Genomic DNA, 15,723 nt, shown 5'->3' with positions numbered 1-15,723 from the left:
CGTTCACCCCTGGCCGACCACGTGGCAGGCGAGCAGTCGGTCATGGCCGCGCACCAGTGGCGGTCGGTGGGTGTCGCACGCCCCCTGGGTGTAGAGGGGGCAGCGCGGGTGGAAGTCGCAGCCGGGGGGCAGGGCGGTCAGGTCGGGGATGTCGGCGCTGCGCAGCCGGACTCGTTCCTTGGTCCGGGCCAGGTCGGGGTCGGGTTCGCAGACCGCGGAGATGAGCGCCCGCGTGTAGGGGTGCCGCGGGTCGTTGACCACCCGGGGCGTGGGGCCGTGTTCGACGACCTTGCCCAGGTACATGACGGCGATCTCGCCGTCCCAGGCGAAGTACTTGGCCACCGCCAGGTCGTGGGTGATGAACAGGAAGCCCACGCCCAGGTCGTCGCGCAGCCGCCCCAAGGTGTTGAGCAGGCTGACCCGGATGGAGACGTCGAGCATGGAGGTGGACTCGTCGGCGATGATCACCTCCGGGTTCATCGCCAGGGCGCGGGCGATGGCGACGCGCTGGCGCTGGCCGCCGGACATCTGGTGCGGGTACTTGTCGAGGAAGTCCGCGGCCGGGGTGAGGTCGACCCGCTCCAGGAGTTCGGTGGCGACCCTGCGGGCCTCCTTGTGGTCGGCGACCATGCGGTGGCGGCGCAGCCCGGCGGAGACCGTGGAGTAGACGGTGCGCACCGGGTTGAGGGAGGCGTAGGGGTCCTGGTGGATGTACTGGACCGAGCGCCGGAACACGGAGCGCTCCTTCTTGTCCATGGCGGTGATGTCGCGGCCGCGGAACAGCACCGACCCGGAGGTGGGGTCGGCCAGTCCGGCGGCCATCCGGGCGGTGGTGGTCTTGCCGCAGCCGGACTCCCCCACCAGGCACAGGGCCTTGCCGGGGCGCACCTCCAGGTCGACCCCGGCGACGGCGGGCACGTCGCCGCGCGGGCCGGAGAAGACCTGGTGCACGCCGCGCAGGCTCAGCACCGGCGCGGGGTCGGGGGCGGGGGCGGCCGCCGCGACGGCCGGGGCGGGCACGGGTACGGAGCGGTCGATCACGGGTTGGCCCCCTCGGCGGCGAGTTCACGGGAACGCAGGCAGGCGGCGGCGTGGCTGAGGCCGTCGCCGCGGGTGTGCAGGACCTCCAGCTCCGGGCGGATCTCGCGGCAGGGCTCGGCGGCGTGCCCGCAGCGGGGGGCGAAGGAGCAGCCCGGGGGCAGGGAGGACAGCCCGGGCGGGCCGCCGGGCAGGGATTCGGGGATGACGAGGTCGCCGCTGACCGGGGGCACGGAGTTGATCAGCGCCGAGGTGTAGGGGTGGCGCGACCGGTAGAAGATGTCGCGGGTGGTGCCGGTCTCGATGAGGCGGCCCGCGTACATCGTGCCGACGCGGTCGGCGAGTTCGGCGGCCAGGCCGAGGTCGTGGGTGATGAAGACCATGGAGAAGCGCAGTTCCTCGCGCAGCTCGGACAGGCGCTCGACGATGGCCCGCTGGGTGAGCAGGTCCAGGGCCGTGGTGGGCTCGTCCAGGATGAGCAGCTGCGGTTCCAGGGCCAGGGCCAGGGCGATGAGGACGCGCTGGCGCATGCCGCCGGACAGCTCGTGCGGGAAGGCGTCGAGGACCCGGGCCGGGTCCAGCCGGACCATCTCCAGCAGGGCGGCCGACTGCTCGCGGATCTCACCGCGGCGGCGGGGGCGGCCGGTCTCGTGGGCGCGGAAGGTGTCGAGGAAGTGGTCCTCGATCCGCAGCACCGGGTTGAAGGCGTTCATCGCGCCCTGGAAGACCATGGCGGCCTCGCTCCAGCGGAACCGGCGCAGCTCCTCCTTGGCCAGGGAGCGGACGTCGACGGTGCGCCCGTCCTTGCGGTGGAAGAGGATCTCCCCGGCCGAGACGACGCCGGTGCGCGGCAGCAGCCGCAACAGGCCCAGGCCCAGGGTGGTCTTGCCGCAGCCGGACTCGCCCACCAGGGCCATGGACTGGCCGGGGTAGAGGTCGAAGGAGACGTCGTGGACGGCGGTCACCTGGGTGCGGCGCCCGGTGCGGTAGCCGACGTCGACGCCGCGGACGGAGAGCAGGGGCCCCTCGGCCGGGGACGGTGCTGTACGGGGAACGGTCACGCGGCTCACCTGTCCCGGAGTCGTGGGTTGAGGGCCTGCTCCAGGGAGCGGGTCATGGTGACCAGGCCGATCTGGAAGAGCATGATCATCACCATCGGGGCGACCAGGAAGGGTGCGGCGGTGGGGACGAGGAAGGCGTTGTTGTCCCAGGCCTGCTGGATCATCAGCCCCCAGTTGGCGGCGGTGCTGGGCAGCAGGCCCAGCAGGTACATGCCGACGACCGCGTAGATGGCGTTGGTGATGGCGATGATGAAGTTGATGAAGATGTAGCCGGCCATGTTGGGCAGCACCTCGGAGAAGAGGATGCGCGCGGTGCCCAGGTCCTGGAGCCGGGCGGCCTCGACGAACTCGCGTTCGCGCAGGGTGAGCACCTGGGCCCGGATGGACCGCATGAGGTAGGGCCAGGTGACCAGGCCGATGATGAACGCGACGACCATGGGCGACGCGGTGCGGTAGAAGGACGCCACGACCAGCATCAGGACGATGAACGGGATGGTCATCGTGATGTCGGTGAGCTGGAGCAGGAAGTGGTCGATGCGGCCGCGCACGTATCCGGCGATCCCGCCCAGGGCGACGGCGATGGCGACGGTGATCACGGCGGCGACGATGCCCACCCAGATGGGTTCGCGGCCGCCCAGGACCAGCTGGACGAAGGTGTCCTTGCCCTCGTGGTTGGTGCCGAGCCAGTGCTCGGAGGTGGCCGGGCCCCAGATCTTGGTGACGTCGGTGGGGTTGTGGGTGTCGATGAAGAAGGGGCCGACGAAGGCGAAGAGCAGGACGCCGACGACGATGCACAGACCGATGAATCCGCTGGTGCTGCGGGTGATGCCGTGCCAGATGGCGCCCCAGACCCCGGCTCCGCCGGGGGCGACGGTGCTGACTGCCATGGTCTCCTACTTCCGGATGCGCGGGTCGAGCCTGCTGTAGAGCAGGTCGGCGATGAGGTTGGCGGCCACCACGCAGGTGGTGAGGACGACCAGGAGGCCCTGTAGGAGCGGGTAGTCGCGGTAGTTGACCGCGTCCAGCAGCAGGCCGCCGACGCCCTTGTAGACCAGGACCTGTTCGACGAAGATCGCGCCGCCGACGAGGGTGCCGAAGCAGATGGCGATCTGGGCTACCAGCGGCAGGATGGCGTTGCGCCCGACGTAGGAGGTGGCGATGCGGCGGTCGCGCAGGCCCCGGGCCCGGGCGACGGTCACGTAGTCCTCGCTCAGGACCTCGGTGGTGGAGGCCTTCATGATGAGCATCCAGGTGCCGATGATGGCGAGCACGTAGGTGAAGATCGGCAGTCCGGCGTGGTAGAGGGCGTCGCCGATGAACTCCACGTTGAACCCGGGCTGGACGCCGGGGCTGAGGGTGCCGCGCAGCGCGATGGGGTTGAACCAGCTCAGGTACATGCCGCCGCCGACGACGAGCAGCATCGCGATGAGGTAGTTGGGGATGGCGCCCAGCACGGAGGCGACGACGCTCAGGACGTGGTCCAGGAGGCGGTTGCGGCGGTAGGCCATCACCATGCCCAGGGCCAGGCCCAGGACGATGGAGATGACGGTGCCGACGCCGATGCTGAACAGGGTCCAGGGCAGGTAGGCGGCGATGGACTCGGAGACGGAGAACCCGGGCCGGTTGATGGTCATGCCCATGTCGAAGGTGACCAGGCCGACGATGAAGTCCCACCACTGCGCCCACAGGGGGGCGTCGGGGTCGTAGGCCAGGGAGTTGGCGGCGATGATGCGCGCCTCCTCCAGGCTCATCCCGCCCTGGGTGAGGCGGCCGGCCATGACGTCGATGGGGTCGCCGGGCATGGCGCGGCCGAGGAAGAAGGTCACGTTGGCGACGACGAAGACGACGACGACCGCCTTGCGGACCTTGACCAGGGCGTAGTGGTTCCAGATCCGGAGGGGCACGGGGAGGGGGGCGCCGTCGCGGGGCGGTGCGGGGGTCCCGGCTTCCGGCGGCGGTGGCGATGCCGCTATTTCGGTGGCCACGAGTCTCCTTCGAGCGGGAGGTGGGGCTGTCGGAGGGGAGCGGGGGCTCGGTGGGGGGAGGGGCGGGGAGGACGGGGGCGGGGTCGGCGGGGGTGTGCGCTGTGCGTCCGATTTGTTCTATTAGGAAACTTTCCTAATAGAACGACAAGGTAACGCGTGGAGTGTGGCGGACACCACCCCCGTGACCAAACGGCGTCCTACGCGCGACGTGATCGGCATAGCAAACGTCATGAAAAGTACAGACGGGGATGAATCTCCGTTCATCACCTGACCGGATCAGGCCACTCCCCGCCATATATGACTTTCGTGGGTGTTCCGCTCGAACGGGATATACGTACGGTTACCGGGCCGATGCACGACCGACCCCCCGGTGCCGCTCCCCCGCGGCCCGGGACGGAACAGCAAAGGAACCCCCGTGCGCAGAGCACACCGACCGATCGTCGCGGGCGCCCTGGTGTCCGCACTGACCCTGTCGCTCGCCGCGGCCGCGGCCCCCGCCGCCGCCGAGCCCGCCGACCCCCTCGCCGCGTTCCACGGGCAGGAGGTCGAATGGGCCCCCTGCGAGGAACGGCTCCTGGAGGGACTGGAGTGCGCCTGGATCGAGGTGCCCCTGGACTACGCCGACCCCGGCGGTGAGCGGGCCTCCATCGCGATCAGCCGCCACCGCGCCACCGACCCCGACCGGCGGCGCGGCATCCTCCTGACCAACCCGGGCGGCCCCGGGGGCTCGGGCCGCTACATGCCCATCGAGCCCCGCCCCGACCTCGGGTTCGACTACGGGCTGGGCGACCAGCGCGTCGCCGAGGTCTACGACGTCATCGGGATGGACCCGCGCGGCAGCGGCGCCTCCACCCCCTACCTCGACTGCGGCGCGGACATGCCCCTGCCGCCCCCGCGCCCCGCCGACGACGAGTTCTCGACCGTCACCCGGACGGCCATCGCCGTCCAGCGGTCCTGCGAGAGCAACCACGGCGACCTCATCCCGTTCATGACCACGGCCGACACGGCACGGGACATGGACGTGATCCGCGCCGCCCTGGGCGAGGAGCGGACCTCCTACTACGGGGTGTCCTACGGCACCTACCTGGGAGCGGTCTACGGGAGCCTGTTCCCCGAGCGGCTGGACCGCAGCGTCCTGGACTCCTCCGTGCTGCCCGACGGCATGTGGCGGGAGCTCTTCCAGACCCAGAAGGACGGCTACAGGGCCAACGTGGACCGGTACACCGCGTGGGTCGCCGAGCGCCACGACGTGTACGGGTTCGGGTCGACCCCCGAGGAGGTGCTGGCCACCTTCGACGCGACCGGCGCCCGGCTGGAGGACGCGCCCCGGGACGACGTCCCCGGCCTGCCGGAGGACAAGCTCTTCACCGCCGGCGACTTCGACTTCTACGTCGGCATGGCGGCCCGGAACCAGAGCGTCTGGGACCTGGTCTCGATCGACCTCTGGTACTTCGTGAACGACGTGCCCTTCCCCGCGGTCGAGCTCCCCGAGCCCCCCGACCTCGAAGTGGAGATCTCCAACGACTCCCTGCTCCTGGCGGTGAGCTGCGAGGTCGAGTGGCCCTCGCGCCTGTCGGGCTACTACGCGGACATGCGCCGGGCGCGCGAGTACAGCCCGTACGGGGTCGGGGCGTTCTGGGACGCCCCGCAGCCCTGCACGTTCGCCTCGCAGGACCCGGTCGCGCCGCTGGTGGAGCTGGAGCGCGACGGCTACGCGCCGGGGCTGGTGATCGCCGCCGAGTTCGACGCCAACACCGTCTACGAGGGCGGGCCGCTCATGGCCGACCGGCTCGGCAACGCGCTCGTCACCGTCACCGACGAGGGCGGGCACGGCTTCTACGGGATCCCCGGCCACGACTGCGTGACGGCGGCCGTGGACGCCTACCTGGTGGACGGCGCCGACCCGCGGGACGCGACCTGCGCCGGGCTGCCCCGGCCGGAGGATGTCCCGCGGGACGCCCTGTCGGCCGAGACGGCGCGGGAGGAGGCCGGCGAGGTCCTCGCCGAGGTCATGTCCGAGCGGGAGGACCCGTTGCCGGTCCACCGGCCCGGGCACGGCTGACCCCCCGCACGGGAACGGCCCGCACCGCCGGTGGGCGGTGCGGGCCGTACACCCGGGGGAGGCGGACCCGTCTTACAGGTTGCTGCCTTCCAGGGTTCCGGTCGTGTCGCTCAGCGGGTCGTACACCAGGCACAGGACCTCGCGGTCGCCGTACTCCCACCCGTCCGCGGTCGGGTAGAGCGAGGTGAGGTAGAGGGAGGACTCGTAGTAGTCGGTGCCGATGAAGGGCTCGAAGGCCGCCTCGCACAGCACGTCGGCCGAGTCGGAGACCGACTCCTCACCGGGGTAGTCGCCGGAATCGGCGATGTTCTCGACGTGGTAGACCTCGTAGACGTGCGGCTCCGCGCAGTCGATCTTGGGCACCGACGAGATCGAGTCGCCGCCCGAGCCGAACTCGGTCAGGCAGTCACCGAGGTAGATGTCGAAGACATCGGTGTCCTCGGGGTCCAGGGGGACCTCCTCCTCGGGGGTCTCCTCCTCGGGAGTCTCGACGGGGGTCTCCACCGCCTCCGGGGAGGGGGCCACCTCCGCGCCCGGACGCAGCGCCGGAGGCAGCAGCATCTCGGGGCTGCACGCCGTCAGCGACAGGGCCGCGCCGACGACCACGGGGCCGAGCACGAGGCGGCCGTACGGCGAACGGCGCATTTGCGACAACATGGCGACTCCAACAGGGGTTCAAGTACCTGTCGCCGACGGACCCGGCGACACTTATCCAGATGCGCGGGGCATGTCCATGGTTCCCGGTCCGGATGGAAAAATACCGGTCCGGCCGGTATCGGCCGGACCGGTCAGGGCCCTAGCGGGCGGCGCCGGCGAGGGTGCCGGTGACCATCTCGTCCGAGTAGACGTAGCAGGCGATCTCGCGGTCGCCGGCGGCCCAGCCCTCCGCGATCGGCGTGAAGTAGGAGACGTAGAGGCTCGACTCCTCCGGGGCGATCCCGACGAACTCCTCGAACTTCGGCCCGCAGATCTCGTCCGCGCTGGCGGAGACGGCCTCCGCGCCCGGGAAGTCGCCGTCGGGCAGGTCCTCGGTGTGGTAGAGCTCCGAGTCGTGCTCCTCGGAGCAGTCGACGGTCGGGACGCTCGACACCTCTTCGCCGTCGAAGGAACCGCCCATCGCGGACTCGGTGAAGCAGTCGCCGACCGCGAGCGCGAAGACGTCGTCCTCGGCCGGGGCGCCGGCGGCGCCGAGCACGCCGTTGAGGATGGAGCCGCAGCCCGTGAGGGACACGACGGCGGCAGCGGCCGCCGCGGACAGGGCGAGGGCGCGGAAGGGGGACAGGGACATGGGGATACTCCGGAGGCGGTGTCAGGGGAAGGGCCGGTCCGAACGGGCGGCGAGACAACATCTCACCAGGTGGGGACCGGTGTCAATCCATTTGTGAGGTAGGGCCGGGAAGGTGGGGGTCCGGTAGCGGGTGTCCGGTCCACCGGACTTCCGGGCCTGTGGGGATGCGGTACAGCAGAGCACGGGGGAACGACATTTCCCGTGCTCCCCCGGGTCGGGGTCGCGGGGCCCCGGGGACGCGCAAGGCCCCCGGTCCGTGACCGGGGGCCTTGCCGCAGTGTGCGTCATCAGGGACTCGAACCCCGAACCCGCTGATTAAGAGTCAGCTGCTCTGCCAATTGAGCTAATGACGCCGGTCGTCCGCGCCGCGCGCGTGTCGACCTGGTCGATCCTACCCGACCCGCAAGGGGTTCCCGCGCCGTCCGGCCCGTGATCCGGGCCACCGCGGCGCGGCCGTGAGGACCGCGACGTGATCGACCCCGGTGGAAGGTCGGACCTTCTGCCGGGGCCGTTCGCCGTGCGTCATCAGGGACTCGAACCCCGAACCCGCTGATTAAGAGTCAGCTGCTCTGCCAATTGAGCTAATGACGCCAGTCTTGCCTGGGGACCCGGCCCTGTGGGCCTCGCTCCCCGGCGACGTCGTTAACTCTAGCAGGACTCACGGAGTGGTCGCGAACCGTTTGTCCGATAGCGGGCGCGGGTCAGGAGAAGGCCAGGACCAGCGCGACGATGACCGCGATGGCCGCGATCACACCGACGCCCGCGAGGACGATCGGCAGGACGGGGCGACGTTCGGGCGCCTCCGGTTCGGGGTTGTCGTCGACGAACCGCTGGAAGTGCTGTGTGGCTCCAGCGGGGTCCTGACTCGGATCGTTGTTCTGTGTCATGGGGTCGACACTAGCGACTCATGTGACCCGTGAGCACCGTTGCAAACGAATTCGGCCGATTTCACAAGCCCTGCGACCGTTCACTTCGGTGAAAGGCGAACGTAAGAGGCCACCGCCAGACTCGTCCCGGCGGGCCGGAACGACCGGTACTTCCCCGCGGCCGAGGCGGCCCTCCCGGGCCCGGCGCGCGAGTGCGCGGTGTCACCGCGCACGGGCCGTGTGCCGGGTCCGCCCGCGCCCCGCCCCCGCGTCGGTGCCCCTCCCGCTCCCCTGTCGCCCCCTCCCGCCCCGCCCGGCGGCCGCGCCGAGCGCCGCCGCCAGCGCCTTCTCCCACTTCAGAGCGGGGAACCCGAGGTCCGGGGGCTTTGGTACTTGCCGCGGAGCCGGGCGCTTGGAATCCTGGATTCTCCCGCTTTTTCCCTTCCGCGCGTTGACTCTGCACCAAGACCGAAAGAAACTTTCCTCCATGGCGCACATTCCGAAGCCCACGGAAGGCCGGGTGGAATCGGGGATTCCACAGGTCCCCACCACCGTGCTCCGCATCCGTTCGCTGCTGCCCTCGCTGGCACCGGCCGAACGCCGGGTCGCCCAGCGCATCATCGACGACCCGGAGCGGGCGGCGGCCTCCTCCATCACACAACTGGCGAAGGACTGCGCGACCTCCGAAGCCACCGTCATCCGCTTCTGCCGGACCATCGACTTCAGCGGGTACCGCGAGCTGCGGCTGGCCCTGGCCACCGAGGCCGGGCAGGCCCGCGGGGCCCGCACCACCGGGGCGCCCGAACCCGACGGCGACATCAACCCCGACGACACCCTGGTGACGGTGGTCCAGAAGATCGCCTACACCGACGCCCGCGCGGTCGAGGAGACCGGCGCGGCCCTGGACGTCGACGTGCTGCGCACCGTCATCGACACGATGGCGGCGGCCCGGCGGATCGACGTGTACGGGGTGGGTGCCAGCGCGTTCGTCGGCGCCGACCTCCAGCAGAAGCTGCACCGGATCGGGCTCACCTCGTTCGCCTGGTCGGACGCGCACGTGATGCTCACCAGCGCGGCCCTGCTGGACGAGCGCGACGTGGCCATCGGCATCTCGCACAGCGGCGCCACCATCGACACCGTGCAGGCGCTGACCGAGGCCGGGCGCCGGGGCGCGCGCACCGTGGCCATCACCAACTTCCCGCGCTCGGCCATCGGGTTCGCCGACCACGTGCTGACCACCGCGGCCCGGGAGACCACCTTCCGGTCCGGGGCGACCGCCAGCCGGCTGGCCCAGCTGACCGTGGTGGACTGCCTGTTCGTGGGGCTGGCCCAGAGCCGGTACGCCGACAGCCGGGCGGCCCTGGAGACCACCGCCGAGGCGGTGCGCGGGCTGCGCATCAACGACGACCGCAAACGTCGCCGGGGACGTCCCGACGACAAGACCAACGAGGACTGACGGCGAGGCGCCGGCGGGGTTCTGGAGGCCTGGAGTGGATATCCGAGGAACGAGGATCTCCACGTAGGGCCGAAGGTTCCCGCCCTCAAAGGCGCCGAGCACGGCCCCCGGCGCAAGGCCGGGGACCGGACGGGAAAGGAACGGCAGCGGGTGCGGACCGAACAGGAGAGCGCTGTGGAGCACTACGGCGGGGATCGGACCCCGGTCGGCCCGTCGGACTCCGGGGCACCCCCGGGGGAGACGGTGATCGTGCGCGCCCCGACCGAGGCCCGCAACCCCCACACGCTGGACATCGACCGGCTGTCGGTCCTGGAGGTCCTGCGCCGGATCAACGCCGAGGACGCCACCGTGCCAGCCACGGTGGAGACGGCCCTGCCGGAGCTGGCGCGGGCCGTGGAGCTGGGGGTGGCCGCCCTGGAGAGCGGGGCGGCCATCCACTACTTCGGCGCGGGCACCTCCGGGCGCATCGCCGCCCAGGACGCCGCCGAGCTGCCGCCCACCTACGGGGTGCCCCCCGAGTGGGTGGTGGCCCACCACGCGGGCGGCGGGGCGGCCCTGGTCCGCGCCGTGGAGGGCATCGAGGACGACTGGGAGTCCGGGCGCTCGGACGCCTCGGGGCTGGCCCCCGGGTCGCTGGCGGTCGGGCTGGCGGCCAGCGGCCGCACCCCGTACGTGGGCGGCGCGCTGGAGGCGGCCCGGGAGCGGTCCGCCGCGACCGTGCTCATCAGCGCCAACCCCCGGGCGCCGCTGGCGGAGCGGGTGGACGTGCACGTGGGCATGGACACCGGTGCCGAGGTGATCGCCGGGTCGACGCGGATGAAGGCGGGGACGGCGCAGAAGCTGGCGCTGAACGCGTTCTCGACCGCGGTGATGGTCCGGATGGGTTACACCTACTCCAACCTCATGGTGGGCGTGGACGCCACCAACGGGAAGCTGCGCGGCCGGGTGGTGACGATCCTGGCCCAGGCGACCGACGCCGACGAGGAGGCCTGCGCGCGGGCGCTGACCGCCGCCGGGGGCGACACCCGCACGGCCCTGGTGTCGCTGCTGGCCGGGGTGCCGGTCGACCGGGCGCGGACGGCGCTGGCCGGGGCCCGCGGCCGGGTCCGCGACGCCCTGGCCGCGCTGGACTGAGCGCGCCGGCCTGACCGGGCTGTACCGAGTGCTCCCCTACTCCCCGCCTTCCCGGGCGGCGGCGAGGGCGTCGTCGACGGCGGTCTCGTAGTCGCCCAGGAAGGTGGGGTCGGGCCGGAGGATCGCGGTGCCCAGCGCGGACACCGCCGCGGGGATCTCCCGCACCCAGCCGTAGCGGGTGGCCCAGACCCGCTCCCCCGAGGCGTCGTCGGCGACGCCGACCGCGTCGATGCCCGCGGCCCGGCACAGGCCCACCGCGCGGGGCAGGTGGAAGTCCTGGGTGACCACGGTCGCCTCGGTCACCCCGAACACCTCGCGGGCGCGCACGCACGACTCCCACGTGGAGAACCCGGCGTAGTCGCCCGCGATCCGCTCGGCCGGGACACCGGCGGCCACGAGGTGTTCGCGCATGGTGTCGGTCTCGTTGTAGTGCTCCACGCTGTTGTCGCCGCTCACCAGCACGACCTCGACCCTGCCCGCGGTGTACAGCTCGGCGGCCAGTTCCAGCCGCCGGGCCAGCACCCGGGTGGGCTGCCCGTCGGGGCGCACCCCGGCGCCCAGGACCAGGGCCACCGGGCGTTCGGGCACGTCGGCGACGGCGGTGTGGCGGTACCCGGAGGTCCCGGCGACCACCCACACGAACGGGGCGAACGCCGCCACCAGGGCGAGGACGAGCAGCGGGAGCAGCAGGCGGCGCCGGCGGCGGCGCGGCCGCTCCGCGGCGGTCGCGGGGGTGCTCTCGGCGGAGGGCTCGGCGGGTGCTTCTTCGGAGGTCGTCACACCCGGGGAGACGACCGGGGACGGCCCGGGGTTCCGCCCTTCGCGGACCGGTCGTTATCGGTGTGCGCGCGGTGGCGGCCGTCACTAGGGTCGGGGGCATGTCACACCCCGAGAACCACGAACTCCCGGCCCGGCTGCGGGCCCTGGCCGACCTCATGCCCGGCGCCATGCGCGACGGCGCGGGCATGCACGAGTACGACGGCCGCATCGCCGACCTCTCCCCCGCGGGCGTGGAGGCCGCCCTGGGGACGCTGGGCGGCGCGGCGCTGGACGATCCCCACGACGAGGCGCACCTGGCCGCGTTCGAGGCCGACGCCCGGTACGCGCTGGGCGAGGCGCTGCTGCACCGGTCCAACCCCCTGTACCACCTGGAAGAGCTCGACGTCTCCGGCTACGACCGGGACTACGCCCCCGAGGCCGACCGCCGCAAGGCCCGCGACGCCCACCTGGCGCAGTGGCCGGCGGGGGTGGACAACGCGGTCGCCGCCCTGGACCGGGTGCCCGCGCCGGTGGCGCGCTCCCTCGTCGGCGCCGTCCGCGGACTGGCCGAGGGGCTGCCCGGGGACGTTCCCGCGGACCTGCGCGAGACCGCGCTGGCCGCGCACGCCCGCCTGGTCGCCCACGTGGAGCGGGCCGCCCTGGAGGGTCCCGAGAACGCCTCGCTGGGCGCCGAGGGGCTGGCCCGGCTCATGGGCACCGGGGAGGCGCTGGAGGTCGACCCGGCGGAGCTGGCCGGGCGGGCGCGGGCCGAGCGCGACCGGCTGCGGGCGCGGCTGGCCGAGGCGGTCGGCCGGATCTCCCCCGGCGCGGACACGATGGCGGCGGTGCGGGAGCTGACCGCGCAGGGCCCGAACGGCGAGGAGGTGCTCGACGCCGCCCGCCGCTGGACGGCGCTGGCGCTGGAGTTCACCGCCGCGCACGGCCTGGCGCCCTACGACGACGGCGAGTGCCGGGTGGACCTGTCCCCGCCCGCCCACCGCTGGGCGACCGCGATGATGTCCTGGTCCGGGCCGTGGGAGGCGGACACCCCGTCGTTCTACTACATCACCCCGCCCGACTCCGCCTGGGACGCGGCGGAGACCGCCGAGTGGCTGGAGATGTTCAGCGACACCACGCTGCCCGCGGTGAGCGTGCACGAGGTGGCCCCGGGCCACTTCTCGCACGGGCGGGCGCTGCGGCGGGCCCCCGGGCCGGTGCGGCGGGCGCTGCACTCGATGGCGTTCGCCGAGGGCTGGGCGCACTACGTCGAGGAGATGATGCTGGAGGAGGGGTTCGGGGCCTACGCCGCCGAGCGCTCCGGCGTCGGGGGGTGGACCGCCGACCACTACGAGGTGGGGGTGTGGGTGGAGGCCCTCATCCGGGTGACCCGGCTGTCGGTGGCCATCGGCATGCACACCGGGACGATGACGGTGGAGGAGGCGGCGGCGCTGTTCTCCGAGGACACCCCGCTCGCGGGCCCGGCGGCGCTGTCGGAGGCGCGGCGGGCCACGTTCGACCCCACGTACGGCCGGTACACGTGGGGCAAGCTGGAGATCCTGGAGCTGCGGGAGCGGGCCCGCGAGCGGTGGGGGGCGGAGTTCTCCCTGGGCCGGTTCCACAAGGCCCTGCTGGACCTGGGCTCGCCGCCGCTGGGGCTGATCGGCACCGCCCTCGAACGCGGCTGAGCGAACGGGGCCATGCCCTTTCAGGGCCTCCGCTCCTCCCACCCGCCAAGAATCAGAAGGTCCTCAACGGACGGCCTGCGGCCGACGGTTCTTCTCCTCGAAGACGTTCGCTCCGGGCCTCCAGAACCCCGCCGGCGCCCTCACCCCCGGGGGCGGTGGCAGCCGCCCCCGGGGACCGGACACGGCTCCGGTCCGGAAGGGGTCTCACGGCTCCCGCCCACCGGGAGCCGTGAGACGGCCGGGGCGTCCTCGCTCCGGCCATGCCGGGTTCGACGGGGGCGGCCGCGCCGCGGTTCCCGTGGAATCCGGCGCGGGTCAGCGGCCGCCGCCGAACAAGCGCCCGAACAGCCCGCCCGGCGGCTCGGGGCTGGCGGCGGGGGCCTGCGGCTCCACCACCTCGGGCTCCAGCTCCACGCCCACCGAGGTGCGGAACCCCTCGGGGTCCTCCGGCAGCCCCCAGGCCGCCAGGGTCTCCCGGAACTCCGTGTCCTCCCAGGCCTGGGCGGGCAGCTCCGCGATCGCCCACAGCACCTTGAGGGTCTCCTCGTCGTACTCGGCGTTGAGGTGGTCCTCGGCGGTGAACCCCTGGCTGCGCGGGCCCAGGACCAGCTCCAGCCCGGCCGCGGTGACCAGGGCGCGCGAGTCCTCCTCGCCCTTGATCAGCCCGGGCAGGATGTCCAGGCGCAGGCGTCGGGCCCGGCCGCCCGCCCGGCCCAGCGCCAGGAAGCCCAGGACCTGCGGCGAGCGCTCGCCGCAGTGCGGCCACGACTCGTTGAACAGGCCCTCGTAGCCGCTGGAGGTGCCGCCGCCGCGGCCGATCCGGCGCAGCGCCTCGCGCGGGGTGTTGCGGCCGTGGATCATCACCAGCGCCACCGACGCGGCGAAGGAGTTGTACAGGTTGCCGCCGGCCATCTGGTGGGTGAGGGCGACGGTGAGGTCGATGTCGTCCGGCCCGGCCAGCGCGCCCAGCGCGAACAGCTCCGCGGGCAGCGGCTCGGAGCCGCCGACCAGGGCCTGGTCCATCATGTCGCGCAGGCTGGAGGGCGCCTGGCGGGTGGGGCGCAGATCCTTGGCGAGGAGCATCTGGGAGGCCCCGGTGATGCCCGCGACGATCCGGTCGGCGTCGGGATTGAAGAAGGCCAGCAGGTAGGAGACCCACTCCCCGGCCCGGTCCATGCCGCCGCGGTTGGCCGCGCCCTTGAGGAGTTCCAGCAGGTCGGGGACGCGGGCGCGGATCGCCTCGTAGGTGTCCAGCTCGGCCTGGAGCAGGGCGGGGCCGTCGGGCAGCTCCAGGACGGCGAGCCGGTTGCTCATCCGGCGGCGCTGCTGCTCGTCGGGGGCCTCCTCCACCCAGGTCCGGTACTGCCCGATGACCTTCTCGACGTCGGTGGAGGTGATCCAGGCCACCTCGTCGCGCCACTGCGCGAGGTCGCGGGGCTCGGGGAACTGATCCTCGGCGTGCGCGGAGACCAGTTCCAGCAGCAGGCTCAGCGGCCGCCAGCGGTCGGTGGCGGGGGTCTGCTCGGAGCAGGCGGCGTCGACGAGGAAGTCCACCGCCCTGGGGGCCGCCGGGTGGCCGGGGGCGGGGAACTCGATGATGTCGTGCAGTGCGGACAGGGCGGTGTCGCTGCGGGTGGCCTCGGCGAGCAGGGCGGGGATGCGCTCGCCGCCCTCGGGGGCCAGGGCCGTCCAGTCCACACTCGCGGGGTCGGCGTGCGCGTCGTTCGGGGTCGCGTTCATGCCCCCAGTATCGCCGGGTTCAGGGGCCGGTCCGGGCGGGGGCGGGGCGCAGGACGGCGTCGCGCAGGGCCTTGACCGCGGCTCCGGCCTCGCGGGCGTAGCCGATGACGGTGGAGCGGCGGCGGGCGCCCATGCTGGGGTCGCCCACGCCCACGGCGTCGATCCCGGCGGCCCGGGCCAGGGCGATGGTGCGGGGCAGGTGGAAGGACTGGGTGACCATGGTGGCGGCGCGGACCCCGAACAGGTCGCGGACCCGCACGCAGGTGTCCCAGGTGCGGTAGCCGTGGGGGTCGGCGTCGATCCGGTCGGCCGGAACCCCGTGGGCGACGAGGTAGGCGGTCATGGTGTCGGTCTCGCGGCGCGACACCTCGCGGTTGTCGCCGGAGACGATGACGCGTTCGACCCGGTCGTCGAGGTACAGGCGCACGGCCAGGTCCAGGCGGCGGGCCAGCAGCGGCGAGGGGCCCTCGGCCCAGGCGGCCGCGCCCAGGACGACGGCGACGGGCCGGTGGGGGACGGTCTCCGTCCTGCGCAGGCGCCCGGCGGAGGCGGCCGCCAGCCAGATGTAGGGGCTCAGCGCGGCCGCGCACACCCCGGCCGCCACGATCCACACCGTCACCGCTCGTCCCCCGTCCGCTCCGGCGCCCCG

14 protein-coding genes and 2 tRNA genes are annotated in these 15,723 nt (G+C 72.9%); 4 read left to right on the top strand and 12 right to left on the bottom strand.

The genetic code is table 11. The features are described from left to right. Positions 1–3: 3 nt before the first annotated feature. The 4 genes from ACJOT3_RS08425 to ACJOT3_RS08410 are packed head-to-tail and all read right to left on the bottom strand — an operon-like array spanning position 4 to position 4,084. Positions 4–1,020 carry an ABC transporter ATP-binding protein gene (locus ACJOT3_RS08425; protein ID WP_406970597.1) on the bottom strand — a complete coding sequence of 339 codons (1,017 nt, stop codon included), beginning with the start codon at positions 1,018–1,020 and terminating at the stop codon, positions 4–6. Positions 1,021–1,037: 17 nt separating this feature from the next. Further along, complete coding sequence (locus tag ACJOT3_RS08420; protein ID WP_406970568.1) at positions 1,038–2,108, bottom strand: ABC transporter ATP-binding protein; 1,071 nt, start codon at positions 2,106–2,108, stop codon at positions 1,038–1,040. Continuing rightward, on the bottom strand, positions 2,105–2,986 hold the full coding sequence (locus ACJOT3_RS08415) for an ABC transporter permease (protein ID WP_406970566.1): 882 nt from the start codon (positions 2,984–2,986) through the stop codon (positions 2,105–2,107). The genes ACJOT3_RS08420 and ACJOT3_RS08415 overlap by 4 nt, the downstream gene beginning before the upstream one ends. Before the next feature lie 6 nt (positions 2,987–2,992). Beyond that, positions 2,993–4,084 carry an ABC transporter permease gene (locus ACJOT3_RS08410; protein ID WP_406970564.1) on the bottom strand — a complete coding sequence of 364 codons (1,092 nt, stop codon included), beginning with the start codon at positions 4,082–4,084 and terminating at the stop codon, positions 2,993–2,995. 415 nt (positions 4,085–4,499) lie between these two features. Here ACJOT3_RS08410 and ACJOT3_RS08405 point away from each other — a divergent pair, with 415 nt between their 5' ends. Next, positions 4,500–6,146, top strand: a complete 1,647-nt coding sequence (locus tag ACJOT3_RS08405) for an alpha/beta hydrolase (protein WP_406970562.1) — start codon at positions 4,500–4,502, stop codon at positions 6,144–6,146. A gap of 72 nt (positions 6,147–6,218) precedes the next feature. Here ACJOT3_RS08405 and ACJOT3_RS08400 read toward each other — a convergent pair whose 3' ends face one another. The 5 genes from ACJOT3_RS08400 to ACJOT3_RS08380 all read right to left on the bottom strand — a co-directional run bounded on the left by ACJOT3_RS08400 (position 6,219) and on the right by ACJOT3_RS08380 (position 8,321). Further along, positions 6,219–6,791, bottom strand: a complete 573-nt coding sequence (locus ACJOT3_RS08400; protein ID WP_406970560.1) for a septum formation family protein — start codon at positions 6,789–6,791, stop codon at positions 6,219–6,221. A 151-nt stretch (positions 6,792–6,942) separates the two neighbouring features. After that, complete coding sequence (locus ACJOT3_RS08395) at positions 6,943–7,434, bottom strand: septum formation family protein (RefSeq protein ID WP_406970558.1); 492 nt, start codon at positions 7,432–7,434, stop codon at positions 6,943–6,945. A gap of 280 nt (positions 7,435–7,714) precedes the next feature. Then, a tRNA-Lys gene (locus ACJOT3_RS08390) sits at positions 7,715–7,787 on the bottom strand. A gap of 165 nt (positions 7,788–7,952) precedes the next feature. Next, a tRNA-Lys gene (locus tag ACJOT3_RS08385) sits at positions 7,953–8,025 on the bottom strand. 110 nt (positions 8,026–8,135) lie between these two features. Continuing rightward, positions 8,136–8,321: a hypothetical protein gene (locus tag ACJOT3_RS08380; RefSeq protein ID WP_406970556.1), complete on the bottom strand. Its 186-nt coding sequence runs from the start codon at positions 8,319–8,321 to the stop codon at positions 8,136–8,138. Positions 8,322–8,787: 466 nt separating this feature from the next. On the opposite strand from ACJOT3_RS08380, the gene ACJOT3_RS08375 reads away from it, so the two are divergent. Continuing rightward, positions 8,788–9,756, top strand: coding sequence for a MurR/RpiR family transcriptional regulator (locus ACJOT3_RS08375; RefSeq protein ID WP_406970554.1), 969 nt, complete (start codon positions 8,788–8,790; stop codon positions 9,754–9,756). 150 nt (positions 9,757–9,906) lie between these two features. Continuing rightward, complete coding sequence (locus ACJOT3_RS08370; RefSeq protein ID WP_406970553.1) at positions 9,907–10,890, top strand: N-acetylmuramic acid 6-phosphate etherase; 984 nt, start codon at positions 9,907–9,909, stop codon at positions 10,888–10,890. Positions 10,891–10,926: 36 nt separating this feature from the next. On the opposite strand, the gene ACJOT3_RS08365 is transcribed toward ACJOT3_RS08370, so the two are convergent. Next, positions 10,927–11,670 carry a SanA/YdcF family protein gene (locus ACJOT3_RS08365; RefSeq protein WP_406970551.1) on the bottom strand — a complete coding sequence of 248 codons (744 nt, stop codon included), beginning with the start codon at positions 11,668–11,670 and terminating at the stop codon, positions 10,927–10,929. Positions 11,671–11,768: 98 nt separating this feature from the next. On the opposite strand from ACJOT3_RS08365, the gene ACJOT3_RS08360 reads away from it, so the two are divergent. Beyond that, positions 11,769–13,334: a DUF885 family protein gene (locus ACJOT3_RS08360; protein ID WP_406970549.1), complete on the top strand. Its 1,566-nt coding sequence runs from the start codon at positions 11,769–11,771 to the stop codon at positions 13,332–13,334. A 315-nt stretch (positions 13,335–13,649) separates the two neighbouring features. Here the strand turns inward: ACJOT3_RS08360 and ACJOT3_RS08355 are convergent, their stop codons facing one another. After that, positions 13,650–15,074 carry a hypothetical protein gene (locus ACJOT3_RS08355; RefSeq protein ID WP_406970547.1) on the bottom strand — a complete coding sequence of 475 codons (1,425 nt, stop codon included), beginning with the start codon at positions 15,072–15,074 and terminating at the stop codon, positions 13,650–13,652. A 19-nt stretch (positions 15,075–15,093) separates the two neighbouring features. Further along, the gene (locus tag ACJOT3_RS08350; RefSeq protein ID WP_406970595.1) at positions 15,094–15,693 is read right to left on the bottom strand and encodes a SanA/YdcF family protein; all 600 of its coding nucleotides are present in this window, start codon (positions 15,691–15,693) and stop codon (positions 15,094–15,096) included. Positions 15,694–15,723 lie beyond the last annotated feature (30 nt).

The organism is Nocardiopsis protaetiae (genome assembly GCF_045446735.1).
Classification (GTDB): Bacteria; Actinomycetota; Actinomycetes; order Streptosporangiales; family Streptosporangiaceae; genus Nocardiopsis; species Nocardiopsis protaetiae.
The sequence above is the reverse complement of the archived record's forward strand: the minus strand, read 5'-3'. Positions and strand labels throughout refer to the sequence as shown.

What these genes read in the sequence shown, in the direction of transcription:
- ACJOT3_RS08375 (WP_406970554.1), top strand. Translation starts at nt 8,788, where the DNA reads ATGGCGCACATTCCGAAGCCCACGGAAGGCCGGGTGGAATCGGGGATT.
- ACJOT3_RS08400 (WP_406970560.1), bottom strand. Translation starts at nt 6,791, where the DNA reads ATGCGCCGTTCGCCGTACGGCCGCCTCGTGCTCGGCCCCGTGGTCGTC.
- ACJOT3_RS08380 (WP_406970556.1), bottom strand. Translation starts at nt 8,321, where the DNA reads ATGACACAGAACAACGATCCGAGTCAGGACCCCGCTGGAGCCACACAG.
- ACJOT3_RS08415 (WP_406970566.1), bottom strand. Translation starts at nt 2,986, where the DNA reads ATGGCAGTCAGCACCGTCGCCCCCGGCGGAGCCGGGGTCTGGGGCGCC.
- ACJOT3_RS08360 (WP_406970549.1), top strand. Translation starts at nt 11,769, where the DNA reads ATGTCACACCCCGAGAACCACGAACTCCCGGCCCGGCTGCGGGCCCTG.
- ACJOT3_RS08395 (WP_406970558.1), bottom strand. Translation starts at nt 7,434, where the DNA reads ATGTCCCTGTCCCCCTTCCGCGCCCTCGCCCTGTCCGCGGCGGCCGCT.
- ACJOT3_RS08355 (WP_406970547.1), bottom strand. Translation starts at nt 15,074, where the DNA reads ATGAACGCGACCCCGAACGACGCGCACGCCGACCCCGCGAGTGTGGAC.